The following is a 20,597-nucleotide window of genomic DNA, read 5'->3' as shown; positions in this document are numbered from 1 at the left end:
GCGGGCGATCACATGAACAAGTGTTCCCCCGCGTTTTCTCCGCCGAGCACCACATAGTTCACTTTGCGCAAGTCCGACAACTGCGTGCCACCGGCATAGGAGATCGAGCTCTGCAGGTCTTCCTGCATCTCGCGCAGCGTGTCGGCCAGGCGGCCCTTGACCGGCTCCAGGATGCGCTTGCCCTCCACATGCCGGTACTCGCCCTTGTTGAAGTCCGAGGCCGAGCCGTAATACTCCTTGTAGATCTTGCCGTCGACCTCGACGGTCTGGCCGGGCGAGTCCTCGTGGCCGGCGAACAGCGAGCCGACCATGACCATGCTGGCGCCGAAGCGCACGCTCTTGGCGATGTCGCCGTGGTGGCGGATGCCGCCGTCGGCCACGATGGGCTTGGTGGCCACGCGCGAGCACCATTTCAGCGCCGACAGCTGCCAGCCGCCGGTGCCGAAGCCGGTCTTGAGCCGCGTGATGCAGACCTTGCCCGGCCCGACGCCGACCTTGGTCGCGTCCGCGCCCCAGTTCTCCAGGTCGATGACGCCCTCGGGCGTGCCGACGTTGCCGGCGATGACGAAGCTGGCGGGCAGGCGCTGCTTGATGTGGCCGATCATGCGCTGCACGCTCTCGGCATGGCCGTGGGCGATGTCGATGGTCAGGTAGTCGGCGCCGATGCCTTCGGCGGCCAGCCGGTCGACGAGGGCATGGTCCGCCGGCTTCACGCCGACGCTCAGGGAGACCAGCAGGCCCTTGTCGCGCATCGAGCGGGCATAGGCGAGGCCGTCGAGGTCGAAGCGGTGCATCACGTAGAAGTAGCCCTCGCGGGCCAGCATCTCGGTGATGGGCTCGTCCACCACGGTCTTCATGTTGGCGGGCACGACCGGTAGCTTGAAGCGGCGCGGGCCGAACTGCACCGAGGTGTCGCAGTCCGAGCGGCTCTCCACGCGGCAGCGGCGCGGCAGCAGCAGGATGTTGTCGTAGTCGAAGATTTCCATGTCAGCGGTGCCCGGCCGCCCGAAACCGCCGACGCGCCCCCTCGGGGGGCAGCAAGCGGAGCGCGCGTGGGGGCATTTCCTTCTGAAGTTCGCATCAATCGGCGCGCGTTCATGCAGTGCGCGACCTGGGCTGCGAGCGCTTGACCTGGCGATCCCGGCTGCCGGCCCGCCATTGCAGCGGGCACAAAAAACCGGGCGCCAAAAATTTGGGCCCGGTGATTGATTCTACGCGGTGTTCAATGCCCGAAGAACCTGCGGTGGATGCGCCGCGTCGTCCACCACACGGTCGCCAGCACGAAGGGGATGGCCAGCCCGATGGCCAGCTCCGGGCTGATCGGCAGCCAGTCTTCGTGCTTCAGCGCCTTGAAGCCATAGGCCAGCAGGCTGACGACGTAATAGGTGATGGCCGCCAGCGACAGGCCCTCGACGGTGGCCTGCATGCGCAACTGGGTGTTCTGGCCCTCGCCGAGCTGGGTCAGCAGCTGCTGGTTCTGCGATTCGGTGGCGATGTCGACGCGGGTGCGCAGCAGCGCGCTGGTGCGCGAGATGCGCTGGGACAGCGCGGCCAGGCGCTGGGCCGTGGCCGTCACGGTGGCGATGGCCGGCGACAGCCGGCGCTGCATGAACTCGCCCAGGGTCTGCACGCCGGCCACCTTGCCCTCGTGCAGCTCGGCGATGCGGTTCTCGACGATGGCGTGGTAGGCCTGGGTCGCCGCGAAGCGGTAGCCGTGCGCGGCGGTGGCGTGCTCGATGCGGGCGGCCGTTGCGATCAGGTCGTCCAGCAGGGCCGCCTCGGAGGCGTCGCGCTGCTCCAGACGCGCGGTGACGCCGGCCAGCGCGGCTTCCACCTGGGCCAGCGTCGGTGCCAGCGCCTTGGCCACCGGCAGGCCGCGCAGCGCCATCAGCCGGTAGGTCTCCAGCTCCAGCAGCCGCTGCGAGATGCGGCCGACGCGGGTCTCCGGCGTGCCCGGCTCTGCCAGCACGACGACATGCTCGAAGCCGCTGGCGCGCAGGCGGAAGTCGGTCACGACGATGGAGTGGCCGCCGCCCATCGTCGACGCGACGACGGCATGCTCGCCGAACCAGCCCTGGGCCTCGGCGAGCGCGCTGGGCGCGAAGGCCAGCGAGCGCTCCAGCAGCACCATCTTGATGGCGACGAAGGTGCGGCCCGGGATGCGCGCCAGCCAGTCGGGCGGCACGCGCAGCGCCAGCGCGTCCAGCGCCGCGGGGCCGGGTTCGACGTCGGGCGGCAGGGCCTGCATGACCGAGTAGCGCGTGAACTCGCTGTGCCGCTCCCACTTCAGCGAGAAGCCCTCGCTGCGCAGGCGCAGGAAGTTGGCGTTCAGCGCGTCCGACGCCAACGCGTGCTGCCCGGGCAGGCGCTGCAGATGGGCGTGCTCGTCGGCGCGGCTGACGCCGTCGTTCAGCACCGCGACGTAGACGATGGCCGCCGGCAGCCGGATGCGGGCGGGCGGGCGGGCATGGACCTCGTTGTGCAGCACGAGGCGCAGCGGGTCGTCGGCAGGGAGCAGGCTGTCTTCAAGCATGGCGCGGGGCAGGGTTGGTCCAGGGGCGGGCCGTGGTGCTGCACCAGGGCGGCTCGATAAAATCATGCCCTTGTTCCAACACGGGGCGGCGGCGGCCCCTTCTCAATCATGCAAGCTTCATTCCCGGCCGTGGTCATCAGCGGCACCGGCCTCTACCGCCCGCCCCACGTCATCAGCAATGCCGAACTGGTCGCGGCCTTCAACGCCTATGCGGACCTGCAGAACGCCGAGCACGCGGCGGCCATCGCCGCCGGTGAGCGCCAGCCGCTGACGCATTCCAGCGTCGAGTTCATCGAGAAGGCCTCGGGCATCAAGCAGCGCTATGTCGTCGAGAAGAGCGGCGTGCTGGACCCGGCCCGCATGTACCCGCGCTTCGAGCCCCGGCCCGACGACCAGCTGTCGCTGATGGCCGAGATCGCCGTCGATGCCGCGCAGAAGGCGCTGGCCGCGGCCGGCAAGACCGGCGCCGACGTCGACGCCGTGCTGTGCTCCAGCGCCAATATGCAGCGCGCCTACCCGGCCATGGCGGTCGAGATCCAGCAGGCCCTGGGCGCGGGCGGCTACGGTTTCGACATGAACGTGGCCTGCTCCTCGGCCACCTTCGCGCTGGAGCAGGCCGTCAACGCGGTGCGCACCGGTTCGGCGCGCTGCGTGCTGGTCGTCAACCCCGAGATCACGTCGGCCCATCTGGAGTGGCGCGACCGCGACTGCCACTTCATCTTCGGCGACGTCTGCACGGCCCTCGTCGTCGAGCGCGCGGACACGGCCACCAGCGCCGACCAGTGGGAGGTGCTGGGCACCCGGCTGGTCACGCAGTTCAGCAGCAACATCCGCAACAACTTCGGCTTCATGAACCGCGCCGAGGATCGCGACCCGAGCGCGCGCGACCTGACCTTCTATCAGGAGGGCCGCAAGGTCTTCAAGGAGGTCGTGCCGATGGCCGCGGCCCATATCGAGGGCCATCTCGCCGAGCTGGGCCTGGAGCCGACGCAGCTGCGCCGCTTCTGGCTGCACCAGGCCAACCAGGGCATGAACCAGTTCGTCATCCGCAAGCTGGTGGGCGGTGAGGCCGGCAGCGAGGTCGCGCCGCTGATCCTGGACGAATACGCCAACACCGCGTCGGCCGGCTCCATCATCGCCTTCCACCACCACCGCGCCGACCTCAAGGCCGGCGACACGGGCGTGATCTGCTCCTTTGGCGCGGGCTACTCGATCGGCAGCGTCGTCGTGCGCAAGCGTTGAAACCGGGCCTCGCCCCCGGGTTCAGCGGCGCGCCACCTTGAAGGTGCCGACCGCGGCCGTCAGCGACTGGGCTTGATCGCGCAGGCTCTCGGCCGCCGCGGTGGACTGCTCCACCAGCGCCGCATTCTGCTGCGTGACCTGGTCCAGCTGGGCGATGGCGATGTTCACCTGCGCGATGCCGTCGGACTGCTCCGCCGTCGCCGTCGTGATCTCGCCCATGATGTCCTTCACGCGCTGCACGGCGCCGACCAGCTCGTCCATCGTCGAGCCGGCCTCGGCCACCAGGCGCGAGCCGGCCTCCACCCGCTCCACGCTGCTGCCGATCAGGCTCTTGATCTCCTTGGCGGCGTCCGCGCTGCGGCCCGCCAGCGAGCGCACCTCGCCGGCCACGACCGCGAAGCCGCGGCCCTGCTCGCCGGCACGGGCGGCCTCGACGGCCGCGTTCAGCGCCAGGATGTTGGTCTGGAAGGCGATGCCGTCGATGACGCCGATGATGTCGGCGATCCGGCGCGAGCTGGCGTTGATCTCGTCCATCGTGCTGACGACCTGGGCCACCACCGCGCCGCCGCGCTGGGCCACGCTGGCCGCCGACAGCGCCAGCGAATTGGCCTGACCGGCCGACGCGGCCGAGTGCTGCACGGTGCCGGTCAGCTCCTCCATCGCGCTGGCGGTCTCCTCCAGGCTGGACGCGGCCTTCTCGGTGCGCGCGCTCAGGTCCTGGTTGCCGCTGGCGATCTCGGCCGCGGCCGTGTTGATGGATTCCGCCACGTCGCGGATGCCGCCGATGGTGCCCGACAGCGACTCGCGCATGCGGCGCAGCGTCATCTGCAGCTGGCCGATCTCGTCGGAGCGCGCCGCCATGCCCTGGCCCGAGGGCACGAGGTTGCCGTCGGCCACCCGTTCGGCCAGTTCGTTGGCGGCCACCAGCGGGGCCGTGATGCTCTTCGTGATGGTCCAGGCCGCCGCGCCGCCCAGGCACAGCATGACGGCGCCCAGCGCGAGCAGCAGCACGCGGCTGCTGCTGTTGGTCGAGTCGATCTCGTTGGCCGTCCGGTCGATCTCGGCGCGCTGGTGGTCGAGGAAGTCCTGCATCCGGGCCAGATAGACCTTGGAGCCCGGCAGGAAGACCTCGGTCAGCAGCTTGTCCGCGGCCTCGGCCTGGCCGTCCTTCTTCAGCTTGACGATCTCGTCGCGCGAGCCGATGTAGGTCAGCCGGGCCTTGCTGACGGCGTCGAACATCGCCTGCTCTTCCGGCGTGCGGATCATGCCCTTGAGCTTCTCCTGCATCTCGGCGGAGGTCTTGGTCGACTGCGCCTGCTCCTCGGCGAAGAGCGGCACCAGCGAGGTGTCGGAGCTCTTGGCGATCGCGATCGTGCGGCGCACGCCGGAATTGATGTTGCGGTTCCAGTCGGAGATCAGGCGCTCCTTGGCGAGGGGCTCGTCCATCATCTGCCGCGTCGCCGCGGCCGTGGATGCCAGCCGCCAGCCGGACAGCCCGATCACGCAGGCCGCCAGCGCCAGAACCAGTGCAAACCCCGCGGCCAGCCGTTGCCCAATCGAAAGTCGCATTTCCTTGTCCTCGCAATGGTGTCGGGCCCTTCGCCGGGGCCCGCAACATGCTAGCGCCGCCGGCCCGGGCAGGCGCGCGAATACTCGGCCAAACCGGCCAGACTGCTCGCGAATTGCCGTTAGCGTGAATCGGCCAGCATGGCCAGATAGTCCTCGGCGCTCGCCAGCCGCGGGTTGGTCTTGTGGCAGTGGTCGGGCAGGGCGTGCTCGACGATGCGCGCATCCAGCTCCGGCCCCACGCCCATCGCGGCCAGGCCGGCGGGCAGGCCCAGGCGGGCGTTCATGGCCGTGATGGCATCGGCCACCGCATCGGCGTCGCGGCCGGGCAGGCCCATGGCCTGGGCCAGGCGCTCGATGCGGCTCTCGCGCCGCACGCTGTCGGCCTCGGCATTGAAGCGGATGACGGCCGGCAGGAAGACCGCGTTCAGCGTGCCGTGGTGCAGGCGCGGGTCGATGCCGCCGAGCGAATGGCTCAGCGAGTGCACGCAGCCCAGGCCCTTCTGGAAGGCCATCGCGCCGTGCACGCTGGCGCACATCATGTCCAGCCGCGCGTCGCGGTCCTGGCCGTCGCGCGTGGCGCGCTCGATGGCGCCCCAGCCGCGGCGCAGGCCTTCGAGCGCAATGCCGTCGGCCGGTGGGTTGAAGGCGGGCGCGAGGAAGGTCTCGATGCAGTGGGCGATGGCGTCCATGCCGGTCGCGGCCGTCAGTGCCGGCGGCAGCTTCAGCGTCAGCGCCGGGTCGCAGATGGCCGCCTTGGGCAGCAGCTCCCAGTTGTGGAAGCCCAGCTTGCGCCCGTCGGCCACGATGATGATGGCGCCGCGTGCGACCTCGCTGCCGGTGCCGGCCGTCGTCGGCACGGCGATCAGCGGCAGCACGCTGGCGCCGATGTCGCCGGCGCCACCCTCGATGGTGGCGTAGCGCTTCAGCGGCCCCTCGTGCGTGGCCGCGATGGCCACGCCCTTGGCCAGATCCATGCTGGAGCCGCCGCCGATGGCGATGAGGCCGTCGCAACCATGTTCCCGGCAGGCCTGCACGGCCAGGCGCACCGCGGCCTCGGTCGGGTTGGAGGGCGTCTGGTCGAAGACCGGCGGCCGGGTGGCGAAGGCGGCCAGCGCCTCGTCCAGCACGCCGGCCGCGCGCACGCCGGCATCGGTGATGACGAGGGGCCGGCGGATGCCGATGCGCTCGCATTCGGCCGGCAGCAGCCGGCTGGCGCCGAAGGCCAGCTCGATGCGGGTCAGGTAGAGGATCTGGGCCATGGCGCCTCCGTGATTCTTTTTGCATCCTAGTCCGGCGTGCCTAGACTCGCCGTCATGCGTGCGACTCCCCTGGCCCTGCTGCTCACCCTCGTCCTTGCAGCCTGCGGCGGCGGGGGAGGTGGTACGACGACCCCGCCGGTGCCGGACAAGCTGCCCGGCCTGACCGACACGACGGTCTACTCATCGGCATCCGACGCGTCCCTGCCCGGCGCCGTCGAGGCCGCCGCCACCAGCACGCAAAGCCTCGCGGCCAACGGCCAGACGCTGAGCTACACCGCCACGGCCGGCCACCTGATCGCGCGCGACCCGACCGGCGCGGCCGAGGCGTCGATGTTCTACGTCGCCTACACGCTGCCCGGCGCGGACGTGGCGACGCGCCCGGTCACCTTCTTCTACAACGGCGGCCCCGGTTCGGCCTCGGTCTGGCTGCAGCTCGGCAGCTTCGGCCCCCGGCGCCTCGTGACCGGCGTGCCCGACACGACGGCCGCGCGGCCCTTCGCCATGGTCGACAACGCCGAGCACCTGCTCGGCCAGACCGACCTCGTCTTCATCAACGCCGTGGGCTGCGGCTACTCCGAGGCCATCGCGCCCTTCACGAATCGCAGCTTCTGGGGCGTGGACAGCGACGCGGCCGTGTTCCGCGACTTCATCCAGCGCTACCTGGCCGCCAACCACCGCGCGGCCTCGCCCAAATACCTGTACGGCGAAAGCTATGGCGGCCCGCGCACGGCCGTGCTCGCGCGCCGGCTGCAGGAGGCCGGCGTCATGCTCGACGGCCTGGTGCTGCAGTCCCCGGCGCTGGACTACAACAGCAACTGCGGCATCAGCGGCGGCCATGCCTGCAGCGGCTACCTGCCCAGCCTGGCGATGGTCGGCGCCTTCCACCGCCTGACGCAGCCCCAGCCCACCGACCTCGCCGCCTGGGCCGCGCAGGCACGCAGTTATGCCGACAGCGTCTACGCACCCGCGCTGCAGGCCTGGCTGGCGAGCCGCCAGCCCACGCCGGCGATCTGGCAGCCGCTGGCCGACATGACCGGGCTGCCTGCCTCGCAGTGGCAGGCCAGCCTCGATGTTTCTGCCGACAACTTCCGGCTCTGGCTGATCTCCGGCCAGCAACTGGGGCGTTACGACGGCCGCATGAAGGCGGCGGTCGGCAGCCCGCTCGCGTCCGAGGGTGACGTCTCCAGCACCTGGCTCGGCGACAGCTTCGCCACCGGCATCGCGACCCATCTGCGCGACCAGCTCGGCTACCGCAACGCGTCGACCTATGTGCTGCTCAGCAATGCGGTCAACTCCTGGGACTTCAGCCACGCCGGCCTGGCCCTGCCCGACACGCTGCCCGACCTCGCCGCCGCGCTGGCGCAGAACCCGCGGCTGCGCGTGCTGGCCGTCAGCGGCTATCACGACCTGGCCACGCCCTTCCACCTGACCGAGGCCGACCTGGCCCGCGTCGACGCCAGCCGCGTGAAGATCCGCAACTACGCCGGCGGCCACATGAGCTATCTGGACGACACGACGCGCCCTCGGCAGCTCGCCGACCTGAAGGCCTTCTACGCCAACACGCTGGCCCTGCGCGCCGCGGCCGATCTCGGCCCCGAGCGGCGTGCGCTGGAGGCGCAGCCCGCCATCGCCGTCGACCGCGCCGGCACGCCGCAGCGGCCGGGCAGCGTCGCGCCGACGACGGAGAAGGCCGTGCAGGCCCCGCTGCGCGATCCCTGGGTGCCGCCGCGGACAATACGGGCCCAATGAATCCGCCCGCCCAGCTCCTGACCCCGCGCATGGCCGGCCTGCTCGAACGCATCCACCGCGCCAAGCGCCCGCCCTTGCACAGCCTGACGCCTCGCGAGGCCCGCCTGGCCTACCGCATGGGCGCCGAGATCCTCGACCTGCCGCGCGCGCCGCTGGCCCGCGTGCAGGAGCTCGAAGTCGCCGGCCGGCCCGCGCGCCTCTACGCGCCGAGCGAGGCCAGGCTGCCGGTGCTGCTCTATCTGCACGGTGGCGGCTTCACGATCGGCGACCTCGAGACCCATGACAGCCTGTGCCGCCAGTTGGCCCTGCGCAGCGGTGCGGCCGTCGTCGCGCTGGACTACCGCCTGGCCCCCGAGCACCGCTTTCCCGCCGCCGTCGACGACGCCTGGGCCGCGCTGGCCTGGCTGCAAGAGCGGGCCGGCGTGCTGGGCCTGGACGGCCGCCGGCTCGCCGTCGGCGGCGACAGCGCCGGCGGCACGCTGGCCGCCGCCACCGCCTTCTTCGCGCGCGACCGCGGCCTGCCGCTGGCGCTGCAGCTGCTCATCATGCCCGGCACCGCCAGCCAGCCCTGCATGGCCTCGCACAGGCTCTTTGCCAGCGGCTTCCTGCTCGACGCGGCCAGCATCGCCTGGTTCTTCGACCACTACATCGACCGGGGCCAGCGCCACGACTGGCGCTTCGCGCCGCTGGAGGCCGAGGACCATGCCGGCCTCGCGCCGGCCTGCGTCGTGCTGGCCGAATGCGACCCGCTCGTCGACGAAGGCCTGGCCTATGCCGACATGCTGCGCGCGGCCGCCGTGCCGGTGCAGCTGGAGCTGTATCGTGGCGTCACCCACGACTTCATCAAGATGGGGCGGTACATCCCGGAGGCGCTGACTGCGCTGGACGCCTGTGCCCAAGCCCTCAGGGAGAGACTTGCACCATGAAACGCACCGAATTCCGCCACCTCGAGCCCCTGCGCGTGCGCTGGGCCGAGATCGACGCCCAGGGCATCGTCTTCAACGGCCACTACCTGACCTACCTCGACACGGCCGTCAGCGGCTACTGGCGGGCGCTGGCCATCCCCTATGCCGACACGATGAAGAGCCTGGGCGGCGACCTCTATGTACGCCGCGCCACGCTGGACTACCGCGGCTCGGCCCGCTACGACGACCGGCTGGACATCGGCATCCGCTGCCGCGAGTTCGGCAACAGCTCGATGAAGGTCGACGGCGCCATCTTCCATGGTGACCAGATGCTCGTGCAGGCCGAGATGGTCTACGTCTTCGCGGACCCCGGCACGCAGACGCCCGTGCGCCTGCCCGATGCCCTGCGCGGCCTGATGCAGGACTTCGAGGCCGGCCAGCCCGTCGTCGACGTGGCCCTGGGCTCGTGGTCCGAGCACGGCCCCGCGGCCACGGCCATCCGCCGCCAGGTCTTCATCGAGGAGCAGCACATCCCGGCCGACATGGAATGGGACGCCGCCGACGCCAGCTGCCTGCATGCGCTGGCGCGCAACCGCTTCGGCCTGCCGCTGGCCACCGGCCGGCTGCTGGAGCATGTGCCCGGCGTCGCCAAGATCGGCCGCATGGCCGTGTTGCGCACGATGCGCGGCACCCGCATCGGCCGCCAGGTGCTGGAGGCGCTGATGGCCGAAGCGAGGAAGCAGGGCTACCGCGAGGTGCTGCTGCATGCGCAGCTGTCGGCGGAGAATTTTTATCTGCGCGCGGGCTTCCAGCGCAGGGGCGAGCCTTTCGAGGAGGCTGGCATCGGGCATGTGGAGATGGTCAGGGTTCTGTGAGCGTCGAAGTGGTCAAATCGAAATCTCGCCCACTCGCGGAGGCCGTGATGTCCGACCCTGTTGCCGACCTGGCGGCGCAAAGCCGCAGCCTGTCGCCCGAGGAGCGTGTGCGTTTGCTGGACCTGCTGCTGGAGTCTCTGCAGGTGGACGCTTCGTGTGGTGACGACGAGTTCTGGCGCAACGAGATCGCTCGACGCGTGGCGTCGCATGAACGCGGCGAGGGCACGCTGCACGAACTGGACGATGTGCTGGCCGAAATGCGGCGGCTGACGCCTTGAAGCGGTTGCGGCTGCGTGGCGAGGCGCGGGCGGAACTGATTCGCGAAACGCTGTACTACGAAAGCAAGCGGGCCGGCACCGGCAAGCGGTTCAGCGAGGCGGTCGCGGCGTCATTCGATCTGATCCGCCGCTTTCCCAAGGGTGGGGCTCCAGGGCCGGCCGACACGAGGAAGACCAAAGTCAAGGGATTCCCGTTCACCGTCGTCTATCGTGACGAGCCGGAGGCGCTCATCGTTTTCGCCATCGCACCGGATCGCCACCAGCCGGGTTACTGGATGACCCGGGCAGAGGATGAATGACGGCGGTACCAGCCGTTCAGCCCAGCATCTCGAAGCGCTCCACCTTGCGCTCGCTCGCCAGCCACTGCGCCATCGCCACGGCCACCTGCGGTTCGCGGTGGGTCCAGCCCTCCGGGTAGATCTCCATCCAGGTCCAGTGCCCCTCGGCATCCGGCTCGGGCCGCTGCAGCAGCTCGATGGGCGCCTCGACGCGCGCCTTGCGGAAGGCTATGAGGGCCGCGTCGACGTGCTCGGTCGCAACGCGGTAGTAGACGTAGAGTTGTACGCTCATTCCTGCGGCGGGATGTCGTAGGGCAGGGCGCGCGGCTGTAGCACAGCACCGGTGGCGCTGCCCAGATGCAGGCTGCCGCCTTCCAGCGCGGCGAGCTTGATCTCGGCGGCGATCACGCTGCGCCCGTCGCGCGAGCCGCTGCCGGCGACGACGCCGGCCGGCTGCTCGGGGTCGGCGCTGTGGAAGATCTCCTGGCCGACCGTGGCCGCGGCATCGGTCTCGAAGACCTGCAGCCGGCGCTTCAGCGTGCCGCGGTACTGGCTGCGCGCGACGATCTCCTGGCCGGGGTAGCAGCCCTTCTTGAAGTTCACGCCGCCCAGCACCTCGAAATTGATCATCTGCGGCACGAAGGCCTCGACGGTCGCGCCGCGCACCCAGGCCATGCCGGCCTCCGCCTCGGCCAGGGCCCAGTCGTCGGGCGACATCGCGGCGCCTGCTGGCGTCGGCGCGGCGGCGGGCTGCACGCGCAGCGCCCGCTGCGAGCCGGGCAGCGCGATCTGCACGGCGTCGCCGTCGCGCGCCAGCGTCCAGGACTCGGCGGCCGGCGTGCCGAGCAGGCCGTAGACCGCGAACTCCGCGCTCGCGTCGCTGAGCTTGCACTTGGCGCGCAGCACGAACATCGAAAGCCGCTTCAGCGTGGCCGCCAGCGTCTCGGCCGGCAGGGCCAGCAGGATCTCGTCCTCGCCGCCGCGCCAGCCCACCAGCGTCGCCAGCAGCCGGCCCTTGGCCGTGCAGAAGCCGGCCAGGCGCGCGTGTTCGCGGTCGAGCAGCGCGAAATCCTGGGTCAGCTGGCCGTGCAGGAAGGTGGTGGCGTCGGCGCCCTGGGCGCGGATCACGCCCCAGTCGCGGAGGTGGAGTTGGGAGGCTTGAAGCATGGCGGGAATTATCATCGGCGCCCTTTTGGCAGGGCTCGGATGAGGGCATGAAGTGGTGGGTGCGGGCGCTGCTCGCTGTGTTGTTGATGGCGGCATTGGCCGCGGGCGCCGTGTGGCAGTGGCTGCGCAGCCCGCTGAGCCTGGCCGCGCCGTCGGTGGAGCTGTCCATCGAGCCCGGCACCAGTCCGGCCGAGGTGGCCCGCGCCTGGGTGGCGGCGGGCGTGCAGACCGATGCGCGCTGGCTCTACCAGTGGTTCAAGTGGTCGGGCCAGGCCAGGCAGATCCGCGCCGGCAGCTACGAGGTGCACGGCGGCATCACGCCGCATGAGCTGCTCGACAAGATGGTGCGCGGCGACCAGGTGCTGGAGCAGTTACGCCTCATCGAGGGCTGGAACTGGCGCCAGTTGAGAGTGGCCATGGCCGCGGCACCGGCGCTCAAGCCCAAGACGGCGGCGATGAGCGATACCGAGGTCATGGCGGCGCTTGGCGAGCCTGGCATCGCGCCCGAGGGCCGCTTCTTTCCGGACACCTATGCCTACAGCCGCGGCGTCAGCGACCTGACCGTGCTCAGGCGCGCCCACGAGGCGATGAGAAAGCGCCTGGCCGAGGCCTGGAGCCGGCGCGCGTCCGGCCTGCCGCTGAAGAGCGCCGACGAGGCGCTGGTCCTGGCGTCCATCGTCGAGAAGGAGACCGGCGCGGCGGCCGACCGCGGCAAGGTGGCCGCGGTCTTCGTGAACCGGCTGCGCGCCGGTATGCCTTTGCAGACCGACCCGACCGTCGTCTACGGCCTGGGCGAGGCCTACGACGGCAGCCTGCACAAGCGCGACCTGACGACCGACACGCCCTACAACACCTACACCCGCGGCGGCCTGCCGCCGACGCCGATCGCGATGCCCGGCGCGGCCTCGCTGCAGGCGGCGCTGAACCCGGCCGCGGTCAAGTCGCTCTACTTCGTGTCGCGGGGCGACGGCAGCAGCGAATTCAGCGAAGACCTCACCGCGCACAATCGCGCGGTCAACAAATACATCCGCGGCAAGTGACGGGACGATTCATCAGCTTCGAGGGCATCGACGGTGCCGGCAAGTCCACCCACATCCAGGCGGCGGCCGACTGGTTCCGCGCGCGCGGCGCCGATGTGCAGCTCAGCCGCGAGCCCGGCGGCACGCCGCTGGCCGAGACGCTGCGCGACATCGTGCTGAGAGAGCCCATGGGCCCGCTGACCGAACTGCTGCTGATGTTCGCCGGCCGGCGCGACCATGTCGAAACCGTCATCCGCCCCGCGCTGGCCGCCGGCAAGACCCTGCTCTGCGACCGCTTCACCGACGCCAGCTTCGCCTACCAGGGCGGCGGCCGCGGCCTGCCGCTGTCGGTGCTGGACCCGCTGGCCGACTGGGTGCAGGAGGGCACCGAGCCCGAGCTGACGCTGTGGTTCGACCTGCCCGCCAGCCAGGCCGCCGCGCGCCGCGCGAGCGCCCGCGAGGCGGATCGCATCGAGCAGCAGGACCTGGACTTCTTCGAGCGCGTGCGTGCCGGCTATGCGGCGCGCGCCGCGCAGGCACCGGGCCGCATCGTCCGCATCGACGCCCGCGGCACGGTCGAGCAGGTCGGTGCCGCCGTGCTGGCCGTGCTCGCAGCGCGGTATCCGGCATGCTGAACGCCGATCTGCCCTGGCTGCAGGCGCCGCTGGCCGACGCGCTGGTGCGGGCGCGCTCGCATGCGCTGCTCGTGCAGGGGCCGGCCGGCGTGGGCCAGCTGGAGCTGGCCGTCAAGCTCGCGCAGAGCTGGCTCTGCGAGGCCGCCGCGCCCGGCCAGCCGGCCTGCAACCATTGCCCCAGCTGCAAGCTCTTCGCCAGCGGCACCCATCCCGACTTCCAGCTGCTGATGCCCGAGGCGCTGGAGGCGCCGGCGCGCGAGTCGCTCGGCCTGCCCTTCGAGGAGCCCGACGCCAAGGCCGGCAAGGCCAAGCCCAGCCGCGAGATCAAGGTCGAGGCCGTGCGCGGCCTGCTCGCGTTCGCGCAGGCCACGTCGGCGCGCGGGCGCGCCAAGGTGGCCGTCATCTTCCCCGCCGAGGCCTTGAACGGCGTCGCGGCGAATGCGCTGCTGAAGACGCTGGAGGAGCCCTCCGGCCTGCTGCGCTTCGTGCTCGCCAGCCATGACAGCGCCGGCCTGCTGCCCACCATCCGCAGCCGCTGCCAGCCGCTGCCGCTGGCGCTGCCGGAGCGCGCCGCCGCGCTGGCCTGGCTGGTCGCCCAGGGCGTGGAGGGCGGCGACGGCCTGCTCGATGCGACCGGCGGCCGGCCGCAGCAGGCGCTGGCCTGGTCCGAGGCCGGGCTGACGGACGCGACCTGGCAGGCCCTGCCCAAGCGGGTGGCGCGCGGCGAGGTGGCGGCCCTGTCCGACTGGGCACCGCCGCGCGCCATCGACGCGCTGCAGCGCCTGTGCCACGACCTGCTGCGCCGCAGCCACGGCCAGCCTGGCCAGTTCTTCGCGGCGGGTGCGCTGCCGGCCCCGAAGCGCGCGGCACCGCTGCTGACCTGGGATGCCGAGCTGCGCCGCGCGGCCCGGCATGCCGACCACCCGCTGAACGCCGGCCTGTGGATCGAGGCCCTGGTGGCCCAGGCCCAGGCCGCGATGGCGGCGTCCCTGCGGTGAATACACTCGGTCCATGAGCGAAGCCAACCCCAAGCCCGGCCAGAACCCGTCCTTCCAGCCCAGCCAGATCGGCGGCCCGATGGCGCTGCCCGCGGTGGGCGGCGCGGCGGCCGGTTCGGGCGCGCGGCCCAGCGTCATCCAGCTCGTCTTCCGCGAGAAGTCGGCGCTGTACGCGGCCTACATCCCGGCCTTCACCGAGGGCGGCCTGTTCGTGCCGACGACGCGGGACTACAAGCTCGGCGAGGACGTCTACCTGCTGCTCGCGCTGCCCGAGGACAACCAGCGCTACCCGGTGGCCGGCAAGGTCGCCTGGCTGACGCCGGCCAATGCGTCGGGCGGCCGCACCCAGGGCGTCGGCGTGCGCTTTCCGGGCGACGAGAAGACGCGGCTGATCCGCGTGCGCATCGAGGAAATCCTCGGCACCGCCGTCTCGTCCAGCAAGCCGACCCAGACCCTCTGATCGTTCCTGATCGATGTTCGTTGATTCCCATTGCCACCTCAGCTTCCCGGAGCTGCAGCAGAGGCTGCCCGATATCCTGTCCGACATGCGCGCCGCCCAGGTCGCGCAGGCCATCTGCATCTGCACGCAGATGGAGGAGTTCGACGCCGTGCACGCGCTGGCGCTGGCGCACCCGCAGCTCTGGTCGACCGTGGGCGTGCACCCCGACACCGAGGACATGCGCGAGCCCGACGTGGCCGAGCTGGTGCGCCTGGCCGCGCTGCCGCGCGTCGTCGCCATCGGCGAGACGGGGCTGGACTACTACCGCCTGAACGGCCGCAGCATCGCGGACATGGAGTGGCAGCGCGAGCGCTTCCGCACCCATATCCGCGCCGCGAGGCAGGCCGCCAAGCCGCTCGTCATCCACACGCGTTCCAGCGCGGCGGACACGCTGCGCGTGCTGGACGAGGAGGGCGGCGAGCAGGTCGGCGGCGTCTTCCACTGCTTCACCGAGTCGGCCGACGTGGCGCTGGCGGCGGTGGAGCGCGGCTACTACATCTCGTTCTCGGGCATCGTCAGCTTCAAGAACGCGCAGGACCTGCGCGACCTGCTGAAGCTGCTGCCGCTGGAGCGCGTGCTGATCGAGACCGACAGCCCCTATCTGGCGCCCGTGCCCTTTCGCGGCAAGACCAACACGCCGGCCTATGTGCCGCATGTGGCCAAGGCGGTGGCGGACGCCGTCGGGCTGGCCGTGCCCGAACTGGCTGCCATCACGACGGCCAACACGCGCCGCCTCTTCGGCCTGCCGGAGGCCGTGGCATGAGGGCCTGGCTCGTCGGCATCGCGCTGGCCGCGGCCGCCGCGGCCCGGGCCGAGCCCATCGACGACCTCGTGCTGGCCGCCGAGCTGAACGAGCCGCGCGCGGTGCTCAGCCTGCTGCTCAAGGGCGTGGACCCCAACCAGCCGGATTCGCGCGGGCGCCGGGCCATCTTCATCGCGCTGCGCGAAAACTCGCTGCAGGCGCTGGACAGCCTGCTGGCCTCGCCGCAGACCCATGTCGACGAGCCCAATGCCCAGGGCGAGACGCCGCTGATGATCGCCGCCATCCGCGGCTCGCTGCCGGCCGTGCAGGCCCTGGTCAAGCATGGCGCCGCGATCAACCGTGAGGGCTGGACGCCGCTGCACTACGCCTGCAGCGGGCCGGACAACGGCGTGGCCGCCTGGCTGATCGAGCAGGGCGCCGAGATCAACGCGCGCTCCGACAACGGCACGACGCCGCTGATGATGGCGGCCCGCTACGGCAATGGCGACCTCGTGCCCATGCTGCTCCAGGCCGGCGCGGAGCCGCGCGCGGCCAACGAGCAGGAGCTGACCGCGGCCGACTTCGCGCAGCGCGGCGGCCGCGACCGCATTGCCGCCGAACTGCGCCGCATCAGCGCCGAGCGCCAGCGCGCGGCCGACGCTGCCAAATAGTGGGCGGCCCGGGCGGCGTGTAGGGCAAAGTCTTACAGCCGCCAGCGCGCTGGGACGACTGTTGCGGCCGGGGGCGCCTGCCTACAGTGAGGCCATCGTCACCCACAGGCTTGCCCACCATGCTGTCCAACACCCCGAACCTGGCCGACCCGTTCGCGATGCTGATCGCTCCCGATCAGGTGATGAACGCCATCGAGCGCTCGGACCGCCTGGCGCGCCTGCAACGCCGCGTCTACCGGCCGCTGGACCGGCCCTGGATCCCGATGAAGGCCAGCGCCGATTTCGACGACGACATCGACGCCGAGGTGCCCGACCTGTCCGATCTCCCGGGCGGCGCCGAATAAGAAACAAAAACGCCCGCTGATGCGGGCGTTTTTGCTGGCGGGGTCCGAAAGGCTCAGACGCGCTTGCGGTACTCGTGCGTGCGGGTATCGATCTCGATCTTGTCGCCGTTCTCGACGAACAGCGGCACGGCGATCTCGAAGCCGGTGCCGACGAGGCGGGCGGGCTTCATGACCTTGCCCGAGGTGTCGCCCTTGACGGCCGGCTCGGTCTCGATCTGGCGCACGACGCTGGTGGGCAGCTCAATGGAGATGGCCTTGCCATCGTAGAAGGTCACTTCGACGGCCATGCTGTCTTCCAGGTAGGACAGCGCATCGCCCATGTTCTCCGACTCGACTTCGTACTGGTTGTACTCGGTGTCCATGAAGACATACATCGGGTCGGCGAAGTAGGTGTAGGTGCAGTCCTTCTTGTCGAGGATGATCTGCTCCATCTTGTCGTCGGCCTTGAAGACCAGCTCGGCGCCGGCGCCGTTCAGCAGGTTCTTCATCTTGATGCGCACGGTCGCCGCGCCACGGCCGCCGCGGCTGTATTCGGTCTTCAGCACGACCATCGGGTCCTTGCCCTGCATGATCACGTTGCCGGCGCGGATTTCTTGAGCGAGTTTCATGGTGGGTATCTCGTGATTGAGTCGGTCACTGCGCACCAGGCCCCGTAAAACTCCGGTTTGGCGCGGCAAAGCCCGTCATTCTAGCTGGAAACCCCTAAGAAGCTCTGTAATTGCGTCAGCAGATCCGGCTGCATCGCCAATTGCGCACGCCACTCCGAGGCATGCGCGGCGGCCTCGTCGAGGCTGGGCAGCGGGCCGGGCAGGAGTGCCAGGCCGTTCCAGCCGCGCCAGACCGCGCGCCAGGCTTCGGGCAGGCCGGCGCGGGCCATGAAGGCCTCCAGCTTGGCGTGGTGGGCGTCGTCCTGCTGGGGGTAGATGTGCCAGACGAAGGGCTTGCCGGCCCACTGCGCGCGCACGAAGGAGTCCTCGCCGCGCACGAGGTTCAGGTCGCAGGCCCACAGCAGCCGGTCGTAGTCGTCCTGCGGCAGATAGGGCAGGGCGATGACGCGCAGGCCGGACCGCGCCGTGGCCTGCGCCTGCAGCGGGCCGGGGCAGGCCAGCAGCAGCGTGGGCCGGGCGGCCAGCGCGTCGAGCAGCGCCGGCAGCCGTGGGTTGGCATAGGCGAACAGGCTGGCGACGCGCTCGCCCGGCCGCGGCGCCCAGCCGCGCGCGCCCAGCCAGGCCGGGCCGTCGAACGCCGCGATGCGCTCCAGCAGGCCGGGCTCGCGCAGTAGCCCGCCGGTGCGCGGCGTGAAGCCGGGGTAGAAGAAATGCTTGCTCAGGCCCGCGGCCGGGCCGCTCAACTGCGGCGACGCCAGGCCGTGGCTGCGTTCGACATAGTCCTCGGCGCTCAGGTATTCGAGGTTGATCCAGCGCGGCGCCGGGCGGCGCGAGGCCATGCGGGCGACGAAGGCGGGCGGCGGCTCGCAGCCGAAGGCTTCGATGACGACGTCACCCGGGGGCACGCCCGCGTCGCCTTCGGGCCAGCCGCGCAGCTCGATGCCGTCGGGGCGCCGGGGCGCCATCCAGGCCAGCGCTGCTGCATCGTCGACCCACAGCCGCGCCCGCTCGCCGCGCGCCGCCAGGTCGCGCGCCAGCCGCCAGCAGACGCCCAGGTCGCCGTGGTTGTCGATGACGCGGCAGAAGAGGTCCCAGAGCATGAGGCCGATTGTCCCAGGCCAAAATCCCGCCCATGTCGAGCACGCCCCCCTCTAACGCCGACCTCGGCGAACAGACCCAGGCCGAGTGGGCCGCCGAGCGCGCCGCCGTCGAGGCCGCCGAGAAGCAGCGCGCCGTCGAGATGGAGGCCGCCGCGCGCGAGGTGCGCGAGAAGCTGGTGGCCGAGGTCAATGCGTTGCCGGCCCTGCCGGGCGTCTACCGCTATTTCGACGCCAAGGGCGAGGTGCTCTATGTCGGCAAGGCCAAGGACCTGAAGCGCCGCGTCTCCAGCTACTTCCAGAAGAACCACGGCGGCACCCGCATCGGCATGATGGTCGCGCGCATCGCGCGGCTGGAAACGACGGTGGTGCGCACCGAGGCCGAGGCCCTGCTGCTGGAAAACAACCTGATCAAGACGCTGAACCCGCGGTTCAACATCCTGTTCCGGGACGACAAGAGCTACCCCTATCTCAAGCTCAGCGGCCACGCCTACCCGCGCATGAGCTACTACCGCGGCGCGGTGGACAAGCGCCACCAGTATTTCGGCCCCTTCCCGAGCGCCTGGGCGGTGAAAGAGTCCATCCAGCTGATGCAGAAGGTCTTCCGGCTGCGCACCTGCGAGGACAGCGTCTTCAACAACCGCAGCCGGCCCTGCCTGCTGCACCAGATCAAGCGCTGCTCCGGCCCCTGCGTGCCGGCCGGCCAGACGGGCGACTACGCGCGCAACGTCGCCGGCGCCGAGCGCTTCCTGCGCGGCGAGACCGACGAGGTGATGGCGGCGCTGCAGGCGCAGATGATGGCCTACGCCGAAGCCCAGCACTACGAGCTGGCCGCCGAGGTGCGCAACCAGATCCAGGCGCTGTCCAAGGTGCTGCAGCAGCAGGTCGTCGAGGAGAGCAGCGCGACGGGGCATGACCGCGACGTCGACATCCTCGCCGTGCGCGTGCAGGGCGGCCGTGCCTGCGTGAACCTCGCGATGGTGCGCGGCGGCCGTCATCTGGGCGACCGCGCCTTCTTCCCCCGCCATGTCGACGACGCGACCGCCATCCAGCTGGACGGCGACGAGACCCGCTCGCCCGAGCGCCAGGTGCTGGAGGCCTTCATGGCCCAGCATTACCTGGCCTCGCCGGTGCCCGGGCTGATCGTCGTCAGCGAGGCGGCGGATGCCGGGCTGGCCGAGGCGCTGGCGGCCCAGGCCGGCAGTCGCGTGACCGTGCAGGCCCAGCCGCGCGGCCAGCGCCGCATCTGGCTGGAGATGTGCGTCAAGGGCGCCGAGCTCGCGCTGGCGCGCCTGCTGGCCGAGGAGGGTTCGCAGCAGGCGCGCACGCGCGCCCTCGTCGATGCGCTGGACCTGGCGCCGCCCGAGATCGACAAGTTCCGCGTCGAATGCTTTGACATCAGCCACACGGCCGGCGAGGCGACCGTGGCGAGCTGCGTCGTCTTCGAGGGCCACCAGATGCAGAGCAGCCAGTACCGGCGCTACACCATCGAGGGCATCACCGGCGGCGACGACTACGCGGCCATGCGCCAGGTGCTGACGCGCCGCTACAGCAAGATGGCCGAGGCCGCGCAGCTCGGCACCGGGCGCCTGCCCGACCTCGTGCTGGTGGACGGCGGCCGCGGCCAGGTCAGCATGGCGCGCGAGGTCTTCGAGGAGCTCGGCCTGGACCTGGGCCTGATCGCCGGCGTCGAGAAGGGCGAGGGCCGCAAGGTCGGCCTGGAGGAACTGGTCTTCGCCGACGGCCGCGAGAAGGTCTACCTGGGCCGCGACTCGGCGGCACTGATGCTGATCGCGCAGATCCGCGACGAGGCCCACCGCTTCGCGATCACCGGCATGCGGGCCAAGCGCGCCGCGACGCGCACCGGCGGCTCGCGGCTGGAGGACGTGCCCGGCGTCGGGCCGAAGAAGCGTTCGCAGCTGCTGCAGCGCTTCGGCGGCGTGCGGGGCGTGGCCGGCGCCAGCGTGGACGAGCTGGCCGGCGTGAAGGGCATCTCGCGCGAGCTGGCCGAGGAGATTTACCGCGCGTTGCATTGACGCCGCTACCGCGCGTTGCAAAGAGACCGGCACCCGCCACCCGAAGCTGGCGCAAGATAGCGCCCCGGAACACAACAGCCCCCGCGAGGAAAA

General features: G+C 71.0%; 22 protein-coding genes. 14 read left to right on the top strand and 8 right to left on the bottom strand.

Features of this window, described 5'->3' with window-relative positions:
- Positions 1–8: 8 nt before the first annotated feature.
- Both NYP07_RS12050 and NYP07_RS12045 read right to left on the bottom strand, forming a co-directional pair.
- Entirely contained in the window at positions 9–986 is a 978-nt protein-coding gene (locus tag NYP07_RS12050) for a GMP reductase (RefSeq protein ID WP_268150712.1), read from the bottom strand.
- Positions 987–1,222: 236 nt separating this feature from the next.
- The gene (locus NYP07_RS12045) at positions 1,223–2,533 is read right to left on the bottom strand and encodes a DUF3422 family protein (RefSeq protein WP_268150710.1); all 1,311 of its coding nucleotides are present in this window, start codon (positions 2,531–2,533) and stop codon (positions 1,223–1,225) included.
- A 108-nt stretch (positions 2,534–2,641) separates the two neighbouring features.
- Here NYP07_RS12045 and NYP07_RS12040 point away from each other — a divergent pair, with 108 nt between their 5' ends.
- On the top strand, positions 2,642–3,775 hold the full coding sequence (locus NYP07_RS12040) for a beta-ketoacyl-ACP synthase III (RefSeq protein ID WP_268150708.1): 1,134 nt from the start codon (positions 2,642–2,644) through the stop codon (positions 3,773–3,775).
- Positions 3,776–3,796: 21 nt separating this feature from the next.
- Here the strand turns inward: NYP07_RS12040 and NYP07_RS12035 are convergent, their stop codons facing one another.
- Both NYP07_RS12035 and NYP07_RS12030 read right to left on the bottom strand, forming a co-directional pair.
- Positions 3,797–5,344 (bottom strand): methyl-accepting chemotaxis protein, encoded by a 1,548-nt coding sequence (locus NYP07_RS12035; RefSeq protein WP_268150706.1) that lies wholly within the window; start codon positions 5,342–5,344, stop codon positions 3,797–3,799.
- A gap of 119 nt (positions 5,345–5,463) precedes the next feature.
- Entirely contained in the window at positions 5,464–6,603 is a 1,140-nt protein-coding gene (locus NYP07_RS12030; RefSeq protein ID WP_268150704.1) for an iron-containing alcohol dehydrogenase, read from the bottom strand.
- Positions 6,604–6,657: 54 nt separating this feature from the next.
- On the opposite strand from NYP07_RS12030, the gene NYP07_RS12025 reads away from it, so the two are divergent.
- Genes NYP07_RS12025 through NYP07_RS12005 form a run of 5 tightly spaced genes read left to right on the top strand, consistent with a single transcriptional unit; the run spans position 6,658 to position 10,709 of the window.
- Positions 6,658–8,352: a S10 family peptidase gene (locus NYP07_RS12025; RefSeq protein ID WP_268150702.1), complete on the top strand. Its 1,695-nt coding sequence runs from the start codon at positions 6,658–6,660 to the stop codon at positions 8,350–8,352.
- A gap of 29 nt (positions 8,353–8,381) precedes the next feature.
- Positions 8,382–9,278 carry an alpha/beta hydrolase gene (locus NYP07_RS12020; protein WP_420852388.1) on the top strand — a complete coding sequence of 299 codons (897 nt, stop codon included), beginning with the start codon at positions 8,382–8,384 and terminating at the stop codon, positions 9,276–9,278.
- Positions 9,275–10,132, top strand: a complete 858-nt coding sequence (locus tag NYP07_RS12015) for a YbgC/FadM family acyl-CoA thioesterase (RefSeq protein WP_268150698.1) — start codon at positions 9,275–9,277, stop codon at positions 10,130–10,132. The genes NYP07_RS12020 and NYP07_RS12015 overlap by 4 nt, the downstream gene beginning before the upstream one ends.
- Before the next feature lie 47 nt (positions 10,133–10,179).
- Positions 10,180–10,410, top strand: a complete 231-nt coding sequence (locus tag NYP07_RS12010; RefSeq protein ID WP_268150696.1) for an addiction module protein — start codon at positions 10,180–10,182, stop codon at positions 10,408–10,410.
- Positions 10,407–10,709 carry a type II toxin-antitoxin system RelE/ParE family toxin gene (locus NYP07_RS12005; RefSeq protein ID WP_268150694.1) on the top strand — a complete coding sequence of 101 codons (303 nt, stop codon included), beginning with the start codon at positions 10,407–10,409 and terminating at the stop codon, positions 10,707–10,709. Before NYP07_RS12010 ends, NYP07_RS12005 begins: the two co-directional genes overlap by 4 nt.
- A gap of 16 nt (positions 10,710–10,725) precedes the next feature.
- Here the strand turns inward: NYP07_RS12005 and NYP07_RS12000 are convergent, their stop codons facing one another.
- Together NYP07_RS12000 and ygfZ are read right to left on the bottom strand one after the other, a co-directional pair.
- Positions 10,726–10,980 carry a DUF4936 family protein gene (locus NYP07_RS12000; protein WP_268150692.1) on the bottom strand — a complete coding sequence of 85 codons (255 nt, stop codon included), beginning with the start codon at positions 10,978–10,980 and terminating at the stop codon, positions 10,726–10,728.
- Positions 10,977–11,855, bottom strand: a complete 879-nt coding sequence (gene ygfZ, locus NYP07_RS11995) for a CAF17-like 4Fe-4S cluster assembly/insertion protein YgfZ (protein WP_268150690.1) — start codon at positions 11,853–11,855, stop codon at positions 10,977–10,979. The genes NYP07_RS12000 and ygfZ overlap by 4 nt, the downstream gene beginning before the upstream one ends.
- 47 nt (positions 11,856–11,902) lie before the next feature.
- Here ygfZ and mltG point away from each other — a divergent pair, with 47 nt between their 5' ends.
- The 7 genes from mltG to NYP07_RS11960 all read left to right on the top strand — a co-directional run bounded on the left by mltG (position 11,903) and on the right by NYP07_RS11960 (position 16,763).
- Complete coding sequence (gene mltG / locus NYP07_RS11990; RefSeq protein WP_268150688.1) at positions 11,903–12,895, top strand: endolytic transglycosylase MltG; 993 nt, start codon at positions 11,903–11,905, stop codon at positions 12,893–12,895.
- Positions 12,877–13,509 (top strand): dTMP kinase, encoded by a 633-nt coding sequence (gene tmk, locus NYP07_RS11985; RefSeq protein WP_420852387.1) that lies wholly within the window; start codon positions 12,877–12,879, stop codon positions 13,507–13,509. The genes mltG and tmk overlap by 19 nt, the downstream gene beginning before the upstream one ends.
- A complete protein-coding gene (locus tag NYP07_RS11980; RefSeq protein WP_268150684.1) occupies positions 13,503–14,507 on the top strand; it encodes a DNA polymerase III subunit delta' in 1,005 nt (334 codons plus the stop codon). The genes tmk and NYP07_RS11980 overlap by 7 nt, the downstream gene beginning before the upstream one ends.
- 79 nt (positions 14,508–14,586) lie before the next feature.
- The gene (locus NYP07_RS11975; RefSeq protein WP_268150762.1) at positions 14,587–14,967 is read left to right on the top strand and encodes a PilZ domain-containing protein; all 381 of its coding nucleotides are present in this window, start codon (positions 14,587–14,589) and stop codon (positions 14,965–14,967) included.
- Between the two features lie 13 nt (positions 14,968–14,980).
- The gene (locus tag NYP07_RS11970; RefSeq protein WP_268150682.1) at positions 14,981–15,769 is read left to right on the top strand and encodes a TatD family hydrolase; all 789 of its coding nucleotides are present in this window, start codon (positions 14,981–14,983) and stop codon (positions 15,767–15,769) included.
- Positions 15,766–16,419, top strand: a complete 654-nt coding sequence (locus NYP07_RS11965) for an ankyrin repeat domain-containing protein (protein WP_268150680.1) — start codon at positions 15,766–15,768, stop codon at positions 16,417–16,419. The genes NYP07_RS11970 and NYP07_RS11965 overlap by 4 nt, the downstream gene beginning before the upstream one ends.
- Positions 16,420–16,538: 119 nt before the next feature.
- On the top strand, positions 16,539–16,763 hold the full coding sequence (locus NYP07_RS11960) for a hypothetical protein (protein WP_268150678.1): 225 nt from the start codon (positions 16,539–16,541) through the stop codon (positions 16,761–16,763).
- 53 nt (positions 16,764–16,816) lie between these two features.
- Here NYP07_RS11960 and efp read toward each other — a convergent pair whose 3' ends face one another.
- On the bottom strand, positions 16,817–17,371 hold the full coding sequence (gene efp / locus NYP07_RS11955) for an elongation factor P (RefSeq protein ID WP_268150676.1): 555 nt from the start codon (positions 17,369–17,371) through the stop codon (positions 16,817–16,819).
- A gap of 80 nt (positions 17,372–17,451) precedes the next feature.
- Entirely contained in the window at positions 17,452–18,471 is a 1,020-nt protein-coding gene (earP, locus tag NYP07_RS11950) for an elongation factor P maturation arginine rhamnosyltransferase EarP (RefSeq protein ID WP_268150674.1), read from the bottom strand.
- 140 nt (positions 18,472–18,611) lie between these two features.
- Here earP and uvrC point away from each other — a divergent pair, with 140 nt between their 5' ends.
- On the top strand, positions 18,612–20,504 hold the full coding sequence (gene uvrC, locus NYP07_RS11945; RefSeq protein WP_268150761.1) for an excinuclease ABC subunit UvrC: 1,893 nt from the start codon (positions 18,612–18,614) through the stop codon (positions 20,502–20,504).
- Positions 20,505–20,597: the final 93 nt, after the last annotated feature.

The organism is Pelomonas aquatica, from assembly GCF_026712205.1.
GTDB classification, from domain to species: domain Bacteria; phylum Pseudomonadota; class Gammaproteobacteria; order Burkholderiales; family Burkholderiaceae_C; genus Pelomonas; species Pelomonas aquatica.
The sequence above is the reverse complement of the archived record's forward strand: the minus strand, read 5'-3'. Positions and strand labels throughout refer to the sequence as shown.

Excerpts from the sequence above, each read along its gene's own strand:
- NYP07_RS12050 (WP_268150712.1), bottom strand. The coding sequence starts at position 986 with ATGGAAATCTTCGACTACGACAACATCCTGCTGCTGCCGCGCCGCTGC.
- NYP07_RS12045 (WP_268150710.1), bottom strand. The coding sequence starts at position 2,533 with ATGCTTGAAGACAGCCTGCTCCCTGCCGACGACCCGCTGCGCCTCGTG.
- NYP07_RS12040 (WP_268150708.1), top strand. The coding sequence starts at position 2,642 with ATGCAAGCTTCATTCCCGGCCGTGGTCATCAGCGGCACCGGCCTCTAC.
- NYP07_RS12035 (WP_268150706.1), bottom strand. The coding sequence starts at position 5,344 with ATGCGACTTTCGATTGGGCAACGGCTGGCCGCGGGGTTTGCACTGGTT.
- NYP07_RS12030 (WP_268150704.1), bottom strand. The coding sequence starts at position 6,603 with ATGGCCCAGATCCTCTACCTGACCCGCATCGAGCTGGCCTTCGGCGCC.
- NYP07_RS12025 (WP_268150702.1), top strand. The coding sequence starts at position 6,658 with ATGCGTGCGACTCCCCTGGCCCTGCTGCTCACCCTCGTCCTTGCAGCC.
- NYP07_RS12020 (WP_420852388.1), top strand. The coding sequence starts at position 8,382 with ATGGCCGGCCTGCTCGAACGCATCCACCGCGCCAAGCGCCCGCCCTTG.
- NYP07_RS12015 (WP_268150698.1), top strand. The coding sequence starts at position 9,275 with ATGAAACGCACCGAATTCCGCCACCTCGAGCCCCTGCGCGTGCGCTGG.
- NYP07_RS12010 (WP_268150696.1), top strand. The coding sequence starts at position 10,180 with ATGTCCGACCCTGTTGCCGACCTGGCGGCGCAAAGCCGCAGCCTGTCG.
- NYP07_RS12000 (WP_268150692.1), bottom strand. The coding sequence starts at position 10,980 with ATGAGCGTACAACTCTACGTCTACTACCGCGTTGCGACCGAGCACGTC.
- ygfZ (WP_268150690.1), bottom strand. The coding sequence starts at position 11,855 with ATGCTTCAAGCCTCCCAACTCCACCTCCGCGACTGGGGCGTGATCCGC.
- mltG (WP_268150688.1), top strand. The coding sequence starts at position 11,903 with ATGAAGTGGTGGGTGCGGGCGCTGCTCGCTGTGTTGTTGATGGCGGCA.
- NYP07_RS11980 (WP_268150684.1), top strand. The coding sequence starts at position 13,503 with ATGCTGAACGCCGATCTGCCCTGGCTGCAGGCGCCGCTGGCCGACGCG.
- NYP07_RS11975 (WP_268150762.1), top strand. The coding sequence starts at position 14,587 with ATGGCGCTGCCCGCGGTGGGCGGCGCGGCGGCCGGTTCGGGCGCGCGG.
- NYP07_RS11970 (WP_268150682.1), top strand. The coding sequence starts at position 14,981 with ATGTTCGTTGATTCCCATTGCCACCTCAGCTTCCCGGAGCTGCAGCAG.
- NYP07_RS11965 (WP_268150680.1), top strand. The coding sequence starts at position 15,766 with ATGAGGGCCTGGCTCGTCGGCATCGCGCTGGCCGCGGCCGCCGCGGCC.
- NYP07_RS11960 (WP_268150678.1), top strand. The coding sequence starts at position 16,539 with ATGCTGTCCAACACCCCGAACCTGGCCGACCCGTTCGCGATGCTGATC.
- efp (WP_268150676.1), bottom strand. The coding sequence starts at position 17,371 with ATGAAACTCGCTCAAGAAATCCGCGCCGGCAACGTGATCATGCAGGGC.
- earP (WP_268150674.1), bottom strand. The coding sequence starts at position 18,471 with ATGCTCTGGGACCTCTTCTGCCGCGTCATCGACAACCACGGCGACCTG.
- uvrC (WP_268150761.1), top strand. The coding sequence starts at position 18,612 with ATGGAGGCCGCCGCGCGCGAGGTGCGCGAGAAGCTGGTGGCCGAGGTC.